11 protein-coding genes and 1 other annotated feature are annotated in these 15660 nt (G+C 41.1%); all 11 genes read left to right on the top strand.

Going from position 1 to position 15660, the window contains the following annotated elements:
- Positions 1 to 33 precede the first annotated feature (33 nt).
- The 11 genes from rplA to tuf all read left to right on the top strand — a co-directional run bounded on the left by rplA (position 34) and on the right by tuf (position 15289).
- The gene (rplA, locus tag QFZ73_RS10660) at positions 34 to 729 is read left to right on the top strand and encodes a 50S ribosomal protein L1 (RefSeq protein ID WP_307265917.1); all 696 of its coding nucleotides are present in this window, start codon (positions 34 to 36) and stop codon (positions 727 to 729) included.
- Positions 730 to 775: 46 nt separating this feature from the next.
- Positions 776 to 926: a sequence feature (ribosomal protein L10 leader region), on the top strand.
- Between the two features lie 39 nt (positions 927 to 965).
- Positions 966 to 1466: a 50S ribosomal protein L10 gene (gene rplJ, locus QFZ73_RS10655; protein ID WP_251436459.1), complete on the top strand. Its 501-nt coding sequence runs from the start codon at positions 966 to 968 to the stop codon at positions 1464 to 1466.
- A gap of 62 nt (positions 1467 to 1528) precedes the next feature.
- Entirely contained in the window at positions 1529 to 1888 is a 360-nt protein-coding gene (gene rplL / locus QFZ73_RS10650) for a 50S ribosomal protein L7/L12 (protein WP_053349071.1), read from the top strand.
- A gap of 195 nt (positions 1889 to 2083) precedes the next feature.
- Positions 2084 to 2689: a class I SAM-dependent methyltransferase gene (locus tag QFZ73_RS10645; RefSeq protein ID WP_251436487.1), complete on the top strand. Its 606-nt coding sequence runs from the start codon at positions 2084 to 2086 to the stop codon at positions 2687 to 2689.
- A gap of 238 nt (positions 2690 to 2927) precedes the next feature.
- Positions 2928 to 6497 carry a DNA-directed RNA polymerase subunit beta gene (gene rpoB, locus QFZ73_RS10640; RefSeq protein ID WP_251436457.1) on the top strand — a complete coding sequence of 1190 codons (3570 nt, stop codon included), beginning with the start codon at positions 2928 to 2930 and terminating at the stop codon, positions 6495 to 6497.
- 180 nt (positions 6498 to 6677) lie between these two features.
- Positions 6678 to 10277 (top strand): DNA-directed RNA polymerase subunit beta', encoded by a 3600-nt coding sequence (rpoC, locus tag QFZ73_RS10635; RefSeq protein ID WP_251436456.1) that lies wholly within the window; start codon positions 6678 to 6680, stop codon positions 10275 to 10277.
- A gap of 293 nt (positions 10278 to 10570) precedes the next feature.
- The gene (locus QFZ73_RS10630; protein ID WP_034305040.1) at positions 10571 to 10819 is read left to right on the top strand and encodes a 50S ribosomal protein L7ae-like protein; all 249 of its coding nucleotides are present in this window, start codon (positions 10571 to 10573) and stop codon (positions 10817 to 10819) included.
- A gap of 104 nt (positions 10820 to 10923) precedes the next feature.
- The gene (gene rpsL, locus QFZ73_RS10625) at positions 10924 to 11346 is read left to right on the top strand and encodes a 30S ribosomal protein S12 (protein ID WP_034305038.1); all 423 of its coding nucleotides are present in this window, start codon (positions 10924 to 10926) and stop codon (positions 11344 to 11346) included.
- 41 nt (positions 11347 to 11387) lie between these two features.
- The gene (gene rpsG / locus QFZ73_RS10620) at positions 11388 to 11858 is read left to right on the top strand and encodes a 30S ribosomal protein S7 (protein ID WP_048677878.1); all 471 of its coding nucleotides are present in this window, start codon (positions 11388 to 11390) and stop codon (positions 11856 to 11858) included.
- A gap of 44 nt (positions 11859 to 11902) precedes the next feature.
- The gene (gene fusA / locus QFZ73_RS10615) at positions 11903 to 13981 is read left to right on the top strand and encodes an elongation factor G (protein ID WP_061440380.1); all 2079 of its coding nucleotides are present in this window, start codon (positions 11903 to 11905) and stop codon (positions 13979 to 13981) included.
- A 120-nt stretch (positions 13982 to 14101) separates the two neighbouring features.
- The gene (gene tuf, locus QFZ73_RS10610) at positions 14102 to 15289 is read left to right on the top strand and encodes an elongation factor Tu (protein ID WP_307265911.1); all 1188 of its coding nucleotides are present in this window, start codon (positions 14102 to 14104) and stop codon (positions 15287 to 15289) included.
- Positions 15290 to 15660: the final 371 nt, after the last annotated feature.

The raw sequence follows: 15660 nt of genomic DNA, 5'->3' as shown, positions 1-15660 counted from the left end.
CCGTTAAAACCACAATTTAGGAGGATTTATATCATGGCGAAAAAAGGTAAAAAGTATCTTGAAGCAGCTAAGCTTGTAGAAGTTTCTAAGGCTTATGCTGTAACTGAAGCAATCGAAGTTGCTAAAAAAGCAAACTTCGCAAAATTCGATGCGACTGTTGAAGTGGCTTTCCGTTTAGGCGTAGACCCTAAGAAAGCTGACCAACAAATTCGTGGAGCTGTTGTTCTGCCGAATGGTACTGGTAAAACTCAACGCGTATTAGTGTTCGCTAAAGGCGAAAAAGCAAAAGAAGCTGAAGCTGCTGGTGCTGACTACGTTGGCGAATCTGACTTCATCAACAAAATCCAACAAGGATGGTTCGAATTCGATGTAATCGTTGCGACTCCAGACATGATGGGTGAAGTTGGTAAACTTGGCCGTGTATTAGGACCTAAAGGATTAATGCCTAACCCTAAAACTGGCACAGTAACATTCGACGTAACAAAAGCTGTTAATGAAATCAAAGCTGGTAAAGTTGAATACCGCGTAGATAAAGCTGGAAACATCCATGCTCCAATCGGTAAAGTATCTTTCGAGGATGCTAAACTAGTGGAAAACTTCACTACTATCTATGATACATTAATGAAAGTTAAACCTGCGGCTGCTAAAGGAACTTACATGAAAAACGTTTCTGTAACAACTACAATGGGCCCTGGCGTGAAAGTTGATTCTTCTACTTTCAATAAATAATTGACATTCCAAAACTATTATTGTTATAATAAGTTTTGTTGTGAATAAATGAATATCATTTGTACCGTAGACAGTAGGTGCTCGTTACGAGCTTAATTCCCTGCCGAGGTAATTCGATAATAATAGTCACTGACTATGACTTTTGAAATTACTGCCTTCATGTCTGCAATAGAGATGAAGGCTTTTTCTTTGAAACGGTATAAATGTTTTCAAGCAAATCTACAGGAGGTGTAAGGATGAACGCAATTATTGAACAAAAGCAAAAAATCGTTGCTGAGATTACTGATAAATTAACTGCAAGCCAATCAACAGTAGTTGTTGACTACCGTGGATTGACTGTTGCTGAAGTAACAGAACTTCGTAAGCAACTTCGTGAAGCTGGCGTTGAGTTTAAAGTTTACAAAAACTCTATGACTCGCCGTGCTGCGGAAAGTGCTGAACTTAGCGCTTTGAACGAATCATTAACAGGACCAAACGCAATTGCATTCTCAACTGAAGATGTTATTGCGCCAGCAAAAATCCTTAACGATTTTGCGAAAAAACATGAAGCTTTAGAAATCAAAGCTGGAGTTATCGAAGGAAATGTTGCAACTGCTGAAGAAATTAAAGCTCTTGCAGAACTACCTTCACGCGAAGGCCTACTTTCAATGTTACTCAGCGTGCTACAAGCACCTATGCGCGGACTTGCTATTGCTACAAAAGCAGTTGCAGATCAAAAAGAAGAACAAGGCGCGTAAGCTAACCGCTTATTTAGCCTATTGATTCAAAAAAAACCAACCATTTCGAGGAGGAAATAAAAATGACTAAAGATCAAATCTTAGAAGCAGTTAAAAACATGACTGTTTTAGAATTAAACGACCTTGTAAAAGCAATCGAAGAAGAATTTGGCGTAACTGCTGCTGCACCTGTAGCTGTAGCTGCTGCTGGTGGCGCTGCTGCTGAAGAGCAAACTGAGTTTGATGTAATCCTTACATCTGCTGGAGATCAAAAAATCAAAGTTATCAAAGCTGTACGTGAAGTAACAGGTCTTGGACTTAAAGAAGCAAAAGAACTTGTTGACAACACTCCAAAAGCAATCAAAGAAGGCGCTTCTAAAGAAGAAGCTGAAGAAGTTAAAGCTAAACTTGAAGAAGTTGGAGCTGGCGTTGAAGTTAAGTAATCTTGCATAAACAAAAAGCTCGCTATCACTGGCGGGCTTTTTTTCATCATTTTTAAAGAAATGATGAAAACTGGCCGTTAATGATTTAATAACGAGGATTTCGTTATTCGGACATTCCGGCGTGCAAGCATCCATTCTTCAATTCTCTTCTCTCATTAAATCTTCAATATTCCTTTCTGATAGGGGGAGATGACTCTGACAGAGCATTACTACTCACATAAACCGGATGTCGTAAGCAATCCGAAATTTTGGGATTTCACATTAAAGGGACGTGCCTTTCGCTTCAAAAGTGATAATGGTGTTTTTTCGAAAAAGGAAGTTGATTTCGGATCGCGTCTTTTGGTTGAGAGTTTTAACCTTAATGAAGCTGTGGAAGGAGATATTCTCGATGTTGGTTGCGGTTATGGACCAATCGGAATATCGATTGCGGCAGCTTATCCCGATAGAGCGATAGAAATGATTGATATAAATAGCCGGGCAGTTGAATTGTCAAAAGAGAATGCCGCTTCCAATGGGATTGCAAATGTGAAGATTTACGAAAGTGATCGTTTTGACAAAGTTGGCTCCAATCAATTCGCGGCGATTCTTACGAACCCTCCCATTCGCGCAGGTAAAAGTGTAGTCCACGAAATTTTAGAAGAAAGCTATCGCAGTTTGGTAGCTGGTGGAGAATTATGGGTTGTCATTCAAAAAAAACAAGGGGCTCCATCCGCAATGGATAAAATGGAGCAATTATTTGGAAATATTGAAGTGCCCGTTAAGAAAAAAGGTTACTATATACTATTAGCCAAAAAGGTTTGACTCTAAATTTTCGCTATGTTAGTATTATAAAATGCATATATATAATTCCGTAACTATGCAATTTTTATACCATTGGTGTATAACCAATGGATAATATGGGAAAAATATATAAATAATAGTTCGTTTTATGAGAAATAGTGGTTTTTAAAATAAAAACCATTTTCTTTTTGTCTATGGAAATGATTCCTTTTCCGAGGCAAATGGATCCTTATAACGCTTGATTTAAGGGGTGAATCAGTTGACAGGTCAACTTGTTCAGTATGGACGACACCGCCAACGTAGAAGTTATGCAAGAATTAGTGAGGTTTTGGATCTTCCGAACCTGATTGAAATTCAAACAGCTTCTTATCAATGGTTTCTAGATGTAGGTTTAAAAGAAATGTTCCAGGATATTTCTCCTATTGAGGATTTTACAGGTAATTTATCGTTAGAATTCATCGATTACAGCTTAGCTGAGCCGAAGTATTCTGTGGAAGAAACAAAAGAACGCGATGTTACGTATTCTGCACCACTTCGTGTGAAAGTGCGCCTTGTTAACAAAGAAACAGGGGAAGTGAAAGACCAGGATGTATTTATGGGCGACTTCCCGCTGATGACTGAAACAGGTACATTTGTCATCAATGGTGCTGAACGGGTAATTGTATCCCAATTAGTGCGCTCACCGAGTGTTTACTACAATGGGAAAATGGATAAAAACGGTAAGCTTGGATTCTCTGCGACCGTTATTCCTAACCGTGGCGCATGGCTCGAATATGAAACAGACGCCAAGGATGTTGTGTATGTTAGAATCGATCGCACCAGGAAATTACCGATTACGGTATTGATGCGTGCCCTTGGATTCGGAACAGATCAAGAAATCATCGATTTAATCGGAGACAACGAATATCTTCGCAACACTCTTGAAAAGGATAACACCGAGAGTGTAGAAAAAGCATTACTAGAAATCTATGAGCGTCTACGCCCAGGTGAACCGCCTACTGTCGAAAACGCCAAAAGTCTTTTAGTATCACGCTTTTTTGATCCGAAACGGTATGATTTAGCTAATGTAGGCCGTTATAAAATAAACAAAAAACTGCATATTAAGAACCGTTTATTCGGACAACGTATTGCAGAGACTTTGATTGATCCTGAAACAGGTGAAATCATCGTTGAAAAAGGTACAATGCTTGATCGTCGTACCCTTGATAGGATTCTGCCTCATATCGAAGGTGGAATCGGATTCAAAACATTCCATCCATCAGGTGGTGTAGTAGAGGAAGAAACTCTTCTTCAACCTATTAAAGTGTTTGCACCAAACGATGCTGAAGGCGAAAAAGTGATCAATATCATCGGTAATGCCTATGTGACCGACCAGGTCAAAAACATTACTCCGGCTGATATCATTTCTTCCATCAGTTATTTCTTTAACTTATTGCATGGTGTGGGAATCACGGATGACATTGACCATTTAGGTAACCGTCGTCTGCGTTCCGTTGGTGAATTGCTGCAAAACCAGTTTAGAATTGGTTTATCCCGTATGGAACGTGTCGTTCGTGAAAGAATGTCCATTCAGGATACGAATACAATCACTCCACAGCAACTAATCAACATTCGACCAGTCATTGCATCCATTAAAGAGTTCTTTGGAAGCTCACAGCTTTCCCAATTCATGGATCAAACGAACCCGTTGGCTGAATTGACGCATAAACGTCGTCTATCTGCATTGGGACCTGGTGGTCTGACACGTGAGCGTGCTGGCTTTGAAGTACGTGACGTTCATTACTCCCACTATGGCCGCATGTGTCCGATTGAAACGCCTGAGGGACCGAATATTGGTTTGATTAACTCATTATCCAGTTTTGCAAAGGTTAATCCATATGGCTTCATTGAAACACCATATCGCCGTGTGGACCCTGAAACAGGCAAAATTACAAGTCAAATCGATTACTTAACAGCTGATGAGGAAGATAATTATGTAGTTGCCCAAGCGAATGTACGTCTATCAGATGACGGATCATTCCTTGATAATGATGTTGTTGCACGTTTCCGCGGTGAAAATACCGTTGTTCCGCGTGACCGCGTCGATTACATGGATGTATCTCCTAAACAGGTTGTATCTGCTGCGACAGCATGTATTCCTTTCTTGGAGAATGATGACTCCAACCGTGCCCTTATGGGAGCGAACATGCAACGTCAAGCAGTGCCTTTGCTGCAACCGGAAGCCCCTCGAGTCGGAACGGGTATGGAGTATGTTTCAGCGAAAGACTCCGGTGCTGCTGTAATCTGTAAACACCCTGGTATCGTAGAGCACGTTGAATCACGTGAAGTATGGGTACGTAGGGTAAGTGAGGTTGACGGACAGCAAGTAAAAGGAAACATTGATAAGTACCGTCTATTAAAATTCATTCGTTCTAACCAAGGAACGTGCTATAATCAACGCCCTATCGTAAGTGTTGGCGACAACGTTGTAAAAGGTGAAATTCTTGCTGATGGTCCTTCAATGGAAAAAGGTGAGTTGGCACTTGGACGTAACGTATTGGTAGCCTTCATGACATGGGATGGATATAACTATGAAGATGCCATCATCATGAGTGAACGATTGGTTAAGGATGATGTGTACACTTCTATTCATATTGAAGAATATGAATCTGAATCACGCGATACAAAATTAGGACCTGAAGAAATCACACGTGATATCCCTAACGTAGGGGAAGATGCGCTTCGTAATCTAGATGAGCGAGGAATAATCCGTGTGGGTGCTGAAGTGAAAGATGGAGACCTTCTCGTTGGTAAAGTCACGCCTAAAGGTGTCACGGAACTGACTGCTGAGGAACGTCTATTACATGCAATCTTCGGTGAAAAAGCACGTGAAGTAAGGGATACATCACTTCGTGTACCTCACGGCGGCGGCGGAATCGTTCTTGATGTTAAAGTATTCAATAGAGAAGACGGCGATGAACTGCCTCCTGGTGTAAACCAATTAGCACGTGTATATATCGTTCAAAAACGTAAAATCCATGAAGGCGATAAAATGGCTGGACGACATGGTAACAAAGGGGTAATCTCCAGGATCCTTCCTGAAGAAGATATGCCTTATTTACCAGATGGCACTCCAGTCGACATCATGTTAAACCCATTGGGTGTACCTTCACGTATGAACATCGGTCAGGTGTTGGAGCTTCACTTAGGTATGGCTGCACGCGCACTTGGCATTCATGTAGCATCTCCTGTATTCGATGGTGCCACTGAGGAAGATGTTTGGGGTACGATTGAAGAAGCCGGGATGTCCCGTGATGCAAAAACTGTCCTTTATGATGGCCGCTCAGGTGAAGCATTTGATAACCGTGTATCAGTTGGTGTCATGTATATGATCAAACTGGCACATATGGTCGATGATAAACTTCATGCACGTTCCACTGGACCTTACTCCCTTGTTACGCAACAGCCACTTGGTGGTAAAGCGCAATTTGGTGGACAGCGTTTCGGTGAGATGGAAGTATGGGCACTTGAAGCTTATGGTGCTGCTTATACATTACAAGAAATCCTAACCGTTAAATCAGATGATGTCGTAGGTCGTGTTAAAACTTACGAAGCGATTGTCAAAGGTGAAAATGTCCCTGAACCAGGCGTTCCTGAGTCCTTCAAAGTATTGATTAAGGAGCTTCAAAGTTTAGGATTGGATGTTAAAATTCTTAATGCCGAAGATCGTGAAATCGAAATGCGTGATTTGGAAGATGAAGAAGAAGCCAACCAAGCAGACAAAATAAGCCTTGATTCAGAAACTAAAGATATGGTCGCTTCCGAAGTAGGGGCACCTGTCAAAGAATAAAATTATAAACATATCTAGTTATTTATTACCCGCTCTGACTGGCAGCAAGATGTTCCTTTGAAGATCATGCTGCCTTGTTAGAGCCTTATTGATTCAATCAACCATCATCCGGTGTAAGATTGCCTGATATTTGACGGCAATCAAGGGTTAAACCTGGAGATTAAAAGGGAGGTAGGCCCCTTGTTAGACGTTAATAATTTTGAGTATATGAAAATTGGTCTTGCTTCACCAGACAAGATTCGTTCTTGGTCCCATGGAGAAGTTAAAAAACCAGAAACAATCAACTATCGTACGTTAAAGCCAGAAAAAGACGGTTTATTCTGTGAGAGAATTTTTGGACCTCAAAAGGACTGGGAATGTCATTGCGGAAAATATAAACGTGTTCGTTATAAAGGCGTAGTCTGTGACCGTTGTGGTGTTGAAGTCACTCGTGCTAAGGTGCGTCGTGAGCGTATGGGTCATATTGAGCTGGCAGCTCCAGTTTCACACATATGGTACTTTAAAGGGATCCCAAGCCGTATGGGTCTTGTACTTGACATGTCTCCACGGGCATTGGAAGAAGTTATTTACTTTGCATCTTACGTAGTAACTGAAACGGGCGATACAACTTTAGAAAAGAAACAGCTTCTTTCTGAAAAGGAATATCGTACATACCGTGAGAAATACGGTAAGAAGTTCCAAGCTGCAATGGGTGCGGAAGCTATTAAAAAACTTTTACAAGATATAGATACGGAAAAGGAAGTAGAGTCGTTGAAAGAGGAGCTTAAAACAGCTCAAGGACAACGCAGAACCCGTGCAATCAAACGCTTGGAAGTGCTTGAAGCATTCCGTAACTCCGGAAATGAGCCTTCATGGATGATTCTTGACGTGCTTCCGGTCATTCCACCGGAACTTCGTCCTATGGTTCAACTTGATGGAGGGCGTTTTGCCACATCTGATCTAAATGATTTATATCGCCGTGTTATCAACCGTAATAATCGGTTGAAAAGATTACTGGATCTTGGAGCACCAAGCATTATCGTTCAAAACGAGAAGCGTATGCTGCAAGAAGCCGTCGATGCTCTTATCGATAATGGCCGTCGCGGCCGTCCGGTAACTGGACCTGGTAACCGTCCGTTAAAATCTTTATCTCACATGTTAAAAGGTAAACAAGGACGTTTCCGTCAAAACCTTCTTGGTAAACGTGTTGATTATTCTGGCCGTTCCGTTATCGTAGTCGGACCAAACTTAAAGATGTACCAATGTGGTCTTCCGAAAGAAATGGCGATTGAATTATTCAAACCATTCGTTATGAAGGAGCTTGTTCAAAGAGGTCTAGCGCATAACATTAAATCAGCTAAGCGTAAAATTGAACGTTTATCTCCTGAAATATGGGATGTACTAGAAGAAGTTATTAGAGAACACCCAGTACTATTGAACCGTGCACCGACACTTCATAGACTTGGTATCCAAGCATTTGAACCAACGTTGGTTGAAGGTCGCGCAATTCGTTTGCATCCGCTCGTATGTACAGCTTACAACGCTGACTTTGACGGTGACCAAATGGCGGTCCACGTTCCTCTATCTTCTGAAGCCCAAGCCGAAGCACGCATGCTTATGCTTGCAGCACAGAACATTTTGAACCCTAAAGATGGTAAACCTGTCGTTACACCTTCACAAGATATGGTATTAGGTAACTATTACTTAACATTGGAAAGAGAAGGCGCTATCGGTGAAGGTATGATCTTTAAAGATACAAGTGAAGCATTACTTGCATACCAAAACGGATATGTACACTTGCATTCCCGTTGTGCTGTGCATGCATCGTCACTAAATAATGAAACATTCACTGAAGAACAAAACGGCCAACTTCTAATTACCACTGTCGGTAAATTGATCTTCAATGAAATTTTACCAAAATCATTCCCGTATATTAACGAACCAACACGATATAATTTGGAAACGAAAACTCCAGAGAAATATTTTGTGGAAAAAGGCGCTAATATCCCTGAATTGATTAATGCTCAACCTGCTATTGATCCTTTCAAGAAACAAATTCTTGGAAATATCATTGCGGAAGTCTTTAAACGTTTTAAAATTACCGAAACATCCAAAATGCTTGACCGGATGAAAGATCTTGGATTCAAATATTCGACAAAAGCTGGTATTACCGTTGGTGTGGCTGATATTGTCGTTTTAAAAGAAAAACAAGAAATCATTTCTGAAGCTCAAACCAAAGTGGATAACGTCTTGAAACAATTCAGACGTGGTCTAATTACTGAGGATGAGCGTTATGATCGCGTCATTTCAATTTGGAGTGCTGCCAAGGATACCATTCAGTCCAAACTTATGGACTCATTGGACCGACGCAACCCAATCTTCATGATGAGTGACTCCGGTGCCCGTGGTAATGCTTCCAACTTTACGCAGCTTGCGGGTATGCGTGGTTTGATGGCCAACCCGGCTGGACGTATCATTGAATTACCGATCAAATCAAGTTTCCGTGAAGGTTTAACAGTGTTGGAGTACTTCATCTCTACACATGGTGCGCGTAAAGGTCTTGCCGATACAGCACTTAAAACAGCCGATTCCGGTTACCTTACCCGTCGACTTGTTGACGTTGCCCAAGATGTTATCATCCGTGATGACGATTGTGGAACCGACCGCGGCTTGAAAATTTCAGCCTTGAGAGAGGGCACTGAAATAATTGAGCATCTTGAAGAGCGCCTGGTTGGCCGTTATGCAAGAAAAGCGATCAAACATCCAGAAACAAATGAAGTAATCGTGGCTGAAAATGATCTTATTACTGAAGATCTTGCTAATTATATTGAATCACTTGGAATTGAAACAGCATGGATCCGTTCTGCCTTTACATGTAACACCAGCCATGGTGTATGTAAAAAATGTTATGGACGCAACCTGGCTACAGGTCAAGAAGTTGAAGTGGGCGAAGCAGTCGGTATCATTGCCGCTCAATCAATCGGAGAACCTGGTACACAGTTGACGATGCGTACATTCCATACAGGTGGGGTTGCTGGGGATGATATCACTCAAGGTCTTCCTCGTATCCAAGAAATATTTGAAGCGAGAAATCCTAAAGGTCAAGCTGTCATTTCCGAAATCGAAGGAACAGTTGTTTCGATTAATGAAATTCGGGATAAACAACAGGAAATCGTTGTTCAAGGTGCAGTTGAATCACGCACATATACTGCACCATACACAGCCCGTTTAAGAGTAACTGTTGATACTCCTGTCCGTCGTGGTGAAGAGTTAACAGAGGGTTCCATCGATCCGAAAGAATTGCTGAAGGTTACAGACGTGCTTACTGTTCAGGAATACCTGCTTCATGAAGTTCAAAAAGTATACCGGATGCAAGGTGTTGAGATCGGTGATAAACATATCGAGGTAATGGTTAGACAAATGATGCGTAAAGTCCGTGTGCTTGATGCAGGCGAAACTGAAGTGCTTCCAGGAACATTATTGGATGTTAATCAGTTCACTACTGCAAACACAGATGCATTGCTGACTAACAAATTACCAGCTACAGGCCGCCCTGTATTGCTAGGTATCACAAAAGCATCACTTGAAACGGATTCCTTCTTGTCCGCCGCGTCATTCCAAGAAACAACCAGAGTCTTGACTGATGCAGCAATAAAAGGAAAACGTGATGAATTGCTTGGACTTAAAGAAAATGTTATCATCGGTAAACTTGTCCCTGCAGGAACGGGAATGCTTAGATACAGAAAAGCAAATCCTGTCGTTGTTGGTGACGAAAGTGCCGATACAGTAACAGTGGATTAAAGGAAAAAGGACCAGCTCAATAATTTAAACTGAAAACCGCACTCCTGTTTCCTATTGGAGCTGAAGGATCAGAATTTATTGAGCTGGTCTCTCTTATTACTCATGGCTGACTGAAAAGCCGTATGAGGATTTGAAATATTCCCTTTAGGCAAATTGATTATCTTAATAGAATTATGTAAGGAAAACCTTTTGCTGAAATTATTTTCTTGAAAGAAGTTGACAGTATCCGACTAATAATGATACTATAGCAAAGGTGCTCCTATGTTACCCTGTAACTTTGGAGGATATGGACCATGTCTTATGAAAAAGTAATACAGGCAAAGTCAGTGATTATAGGGACGAAACAAGCAGTTAGAGCTCTTAAAAACAATTTAATTCAAGAAGTTATCATCGCTGATGATGCAGATATATACTTGACTGGGCGTGTCGTTGAGACCGCCAAAGAATTGGATGTTCCTATCACATATGTTGATTCGATGAGAATGCTTGGCAAAGCATGTGGTATTGATGTCGGAGCAGCAACTGTTGCCATTAAAAAGTAAAAATGTTTTTGCAATTATATTTGCAAAGACTTTGTTTTTACCCATTTATGAACCACCTGGATGTGTGGTACTAGAAATGAAAACGTGAAGGGAGGAAAAATGTAATGCCTACTATTAATCAATTAGTGCGTAAAGGACGCGAGTCTAAAGAGGTTAATTCAAAATCTCCAGCACTTAACAAAGGCTACAACAGCTTTAAAAAAGCACAAACTAACGTATCATCTCCGCAAAAACGTGGTGTTTGCACTCGTGTGGGTACTATGACACCGAAAAAACCAAACTCCGCGTTACGTAAATATGCGCGTGTACGTTTAACAAACGGTATCGAGGTAACAGCTTATATCCCAGGTATCGGTCACAACCTACAAGAACACAGCGTGGTTCTTATCCGTGGCGGTCGTGTAAAAGATTTACCAGGGGTACGTTACCATATCGTACGTGGTGCTCTTGATACTGCTGGAGTTAACAATCGTATGCAAGGCCGTTCTAAATACGGTACTAAGCGTCCGAAAGCAGCTAAAAAATAATCTTAAACAAAAATTGAACTTTCTTGAAAGGAGGAAATATAATGCCTCGTAAAGGACCTGTAACGAAAAGAGACGTATTACCAGATCCAATTTATAATTCAAAACTTGTGACTCGCTTAATCAACAAATTAATGGTTGATGGACAAAGAGGTAAATCACAAAAAATTCTTTACTCTGCATTTGATTTAATCAAAGAACGTACTGGCAATGAGCCAATCGAAGTTTTCGATCAAGCACTTAAAAACATCATGCCTGTATTAGAAGTAAAAGCACGCCGTGTGGGTGGAGCTAACTACCAAGTACCAGTTGAGGTGCGTCCAGACCGTAAATCGACTCTAGGACTTCGTTGGTTAGTAAACTACTCTCGCCTTCGTGGAGAAAAAACGATGGAAGAGCGTTTAGCTTATGAAATCATGGATGCTGCTAACAATACTGGAGCAGCAGTTAAGAAACGTGAAGATACACACAAAATGGCTGAAGCTAACAAAGCTTTCGCTCACTATCGCTGGTAAGATTAATCACTATAAAATCCTTATAGAAGGAAGGAGAAAGACAAATGGCAAGAGAGTTCTCCTTAGCAAACACTCGTAATATCGGTATCATGGCTCACATCGATGCTGGTAAAACGACAACAACAGAACGTGTTCTATATTACACTGGTAAAATCCACAAAATTGGTGAAACGCACGAAGGTGCTTCACAAATGGACTGGATGGAACAGGAACAAGAACGCGGAATCACGATCACTTCCGCTGCAACAACTGCACAGTGGAAAGGTCACCGTGTAAACATCATCGATACACCGGGACACGTAGACTTCACAGTTGAAGTTGAACGTTCTTTGCGCGTACTTGATGGAGCTGTAGCAGTACTTGATGCCCAATCAGGTGTTGAGCCTCAAACTGAAACAGTTTGGCGCCAAGCTACAACTTATGGTGTACCACGTGTCGTATTCGTAAATAAAATGGACAAAATCGGTGCGGATTTCCTATATTCAGTTGGAACAATCCACGATCGTCTACAAGCTAATGCTCACCCGGTTCAGTTACCAATCGGTGCTGAAGATCAATTCTCTGCAATCATTGACCTTATTGAAATGAAAGCTCATTTCTATGCCAATGATCTAGGAACTGATATCACTGTTGGTGAAATTCCTGAAGAACATCGGGAATTAGCTGAAGAATACCGTGAAAAGTTAATTGAAGCAGTAGCAGAAGTTAATGAAGACTTAATGGAAAAATACCTTGGCGGCGAAGAAATCAGCATTGCTGAATTGAAAGCAGCTATTCGTACAGCAACTGTTAACGTTGAATTCTTCCCAGTTATCTGTGGATCAGCTTTCAAAAACAAAGGTGTTCAATTAATGCTTGATAACGTTATCGACTTCCTTCCATCTCCATTAGACGTGCCGGCTATTAAAGGTACTCTACCGGATACAGAAGATGAAGTAGAACGCCATTCAGATGATTCTGAACCGTTCTCCGCTTTAGCGTTTAAAGTTATGACTGATCCTTACGTTGGTAAACTTACATTCTTCCGCGTGTACTCAGGTACATTAGAATCAGGATCTTATGTAATCAACTCAACAAAAGGTAAACGTGAACGTATTGGACGTATCCTTCAAATGCATGCAAACAGCCGTGAAGAAATCTCAACTGTATACGCAGGGGATATCGCTGCTGCTGTTGGTTTGAAAGATACTACAACTGGGGATACTCTATGTGACGACAAGAACCAAGTAATTCTTGAATCCATGGTATTCCCAGAGCCAGTTATCTCACTGTCAGTTGAACCGAAATCCAAAGCAGACCAAGACAAAATGGGTCAAGCTTTACAAAAGCTACAAGATGAAGATCCAACATTCCGTGCGCATACTGACCAAGAAACTGGTCAAACGATTATCGCTGGTATGGGTGAACTTCATTTGGACATCCTTGTTGACCGTATGCGTCGCGAATTTAAAGTGGAAGCTAACGTCGGTGCTCCTCAAGTAGCATACCGTGAAACTTTCCGTGGTTCAGCTAAAGTTGAAGGTAAATTCGTTCGCCAATCAGGTGGTCGTGGACAATTCGGACACGTATGGATTGAATTTGGTCCAAACGAAGAAGGTAAAGGATTCGAATTTGAAAATGCTATTGTCGGTGGTGTAGTACCACGTGAATACATCCCTGCTGTACAAGCTGGATTAGTTGATTCACTTGACCGTGGTGTACTTGCTGGTTACCCGCTAGTTGACATCAAAGCAAAATTATTTGACGGTTCTTACCATGACGTTGACTCCAACGAAATGGCATTTAAAATTGCTGCATCAATGGCACTTAAAAATGCTGCATCTAAATGTAAGCCGGTTATCCTTGAACCAATCATGAAAGTAGAAGTAGTTATTCCAGAAGATTACCTAGGCGACATCATGGGGGATATCACATCTCGTCGTGGTCGTGTAGAAGGTATGGAAGCTCGCGGTAACACACAAATGGTTAAAGCGATGGTTCCACTATCCGAAATGTTCGGATATGCTACATCTTTACGTTCTAACACTCAAGGACGCGGAACATTCTCTATGCACTTCGATCATTATGAAGAAGTACCTAAGAGCATTTCTGAAGAAATCATCAAAAAAAATAAAGGTGAATAATTGATTTTCATCTCTTATTAAAGTATAACTATCTTATGTAAGCTGTGATGGAAGAATTAGTCTTCTTTCACAGCCCTATATACTTAATCTTTTATTTATAATTTTAAGGAGGAATTCCTAATGGGAAAAGCTAAATTTGATCGTTCAAAACCGCACGTTAACGTTGGAACAATTGGTCACGTTGACCATGGTAAAACAACTCTAACAGCTGCAATCACAACTGTACTTGCTAAATCTGGTGGCGCAGAAGCTCGCGCTTATGACCAAATTGATGGTGCTCCAGAAGAAAGAGAACGTGGTATCACAATCTCTACTGCACACGTTGAGTATGAAACAGCTACTCGTCACTATGCACACGTTGACTGCCCAGGACATGCTGACTATGTTAAAAACATGATCACAGGTGCTGCACAAATGGACGGCGGTATCCTAGTAGTATCTGCTGCTGATGGCCCAATGCCACAAACTCGTGAGCACATCCTTCTTTCACGTCAAGTAGGTGTACCATTCCTTGTAGTATTCATGAACAAATGCGACATGGTTGATGACGAAGAACTTCTTGAATTAGTAGAAATGGAAATCCGTGATCTTCTATCTGAATACGATTTCCCTGGCGATGACATTCCAGTTATCAAAGGATCTGCACTAAGAGCTCTTGAAGGAGACGCTGCTTGGGAAGAAAAAATTCATGAATTAATGGCAGCTGTTGACGAGTATATCCCAGAACCAACTCGTGACACTGAAAAACCATTCATGATGCCAGTTGAGGATGTATTCTCAATTACTGGTCGTGGAACAGTTGCAACTGGTCGTGTTGAGCGTGGACAAGTTAAAGTCGGTGACGTTATTGACATCATCGGTTTCAACGAAGAGTCTAAACCAACAACAGTAACTGGTGTTGAAATGTTCCGTAAACTTCTTGACTATGCTGAAGCTGGTGACAACATCGGTGCACTACTTCGTGGTGTATCCCGTGAAGATATCCAACGTGGACAAGTACTTGCTAAACCAGGTACAATCACTCCACACACAAAGTTCAAAGCTGAAGTTTATGTTCTTTCTAAAGAAGAAGGTGGACGTCACACTCCATTCTTTACAAACTACCGTCCTCAGTTCTACTTCCGTACAACTGACGTAACTGGTATTTGTAACCTTCCTGAAGGCGTAGAAATGGTTATGCCGGGAGACAACATCGAAATGACTGTAGAACTTATCGCTCCAATCGCTATCGAAGAAGGTACTAAATTCTCTATCCGTGAGGGTGGACGTACTGTAGGCGCTGGCGTAGTTGCTACAATCACAGAGTAATTGATTCATAAAACAATATTGGAAGGGACGCCTTCCGGGAGAAGCAGATGGGACGCCATCTGCTTCTTTTCTATTTTCTAAAGGTTATTTATTTTTTTCTTCTATAATATCGATAAAAAAATTAGTGAATTTATTAAGTTTCATGAAGATTTTCGAATTGAAGAAAATGGATATGAAAGACCATGTAGAATGTACTTGTAAATACTTGTGATAGTATGTATAATAATAAAAGTGTGTTGCACAAGAAAAATCTAAGTTTAACTTGCATTCTACTTGTGTTTTATGTATAATAGACAATGTTGGTCTTTGACTGCGATGATATGGAAGGTTGCTGACACACCCGGCCGCTTTGCCATGGCGAGTGTGTGGGA

This window comes from Peribacillus sp. V2I11 (assembly GCF_030817135.1).
Taxonomy (GTDB): Bacteria; Bacillota; Bacilli; order Bacillales; family DSM-1321; genus Peribacillus; species Peribacillus simplex.
The sequence above is the reverse complement of the archived record's forward strand: the minus strand, read 5'-3'. Positions and strand labels throughout refer to the sequence as shown.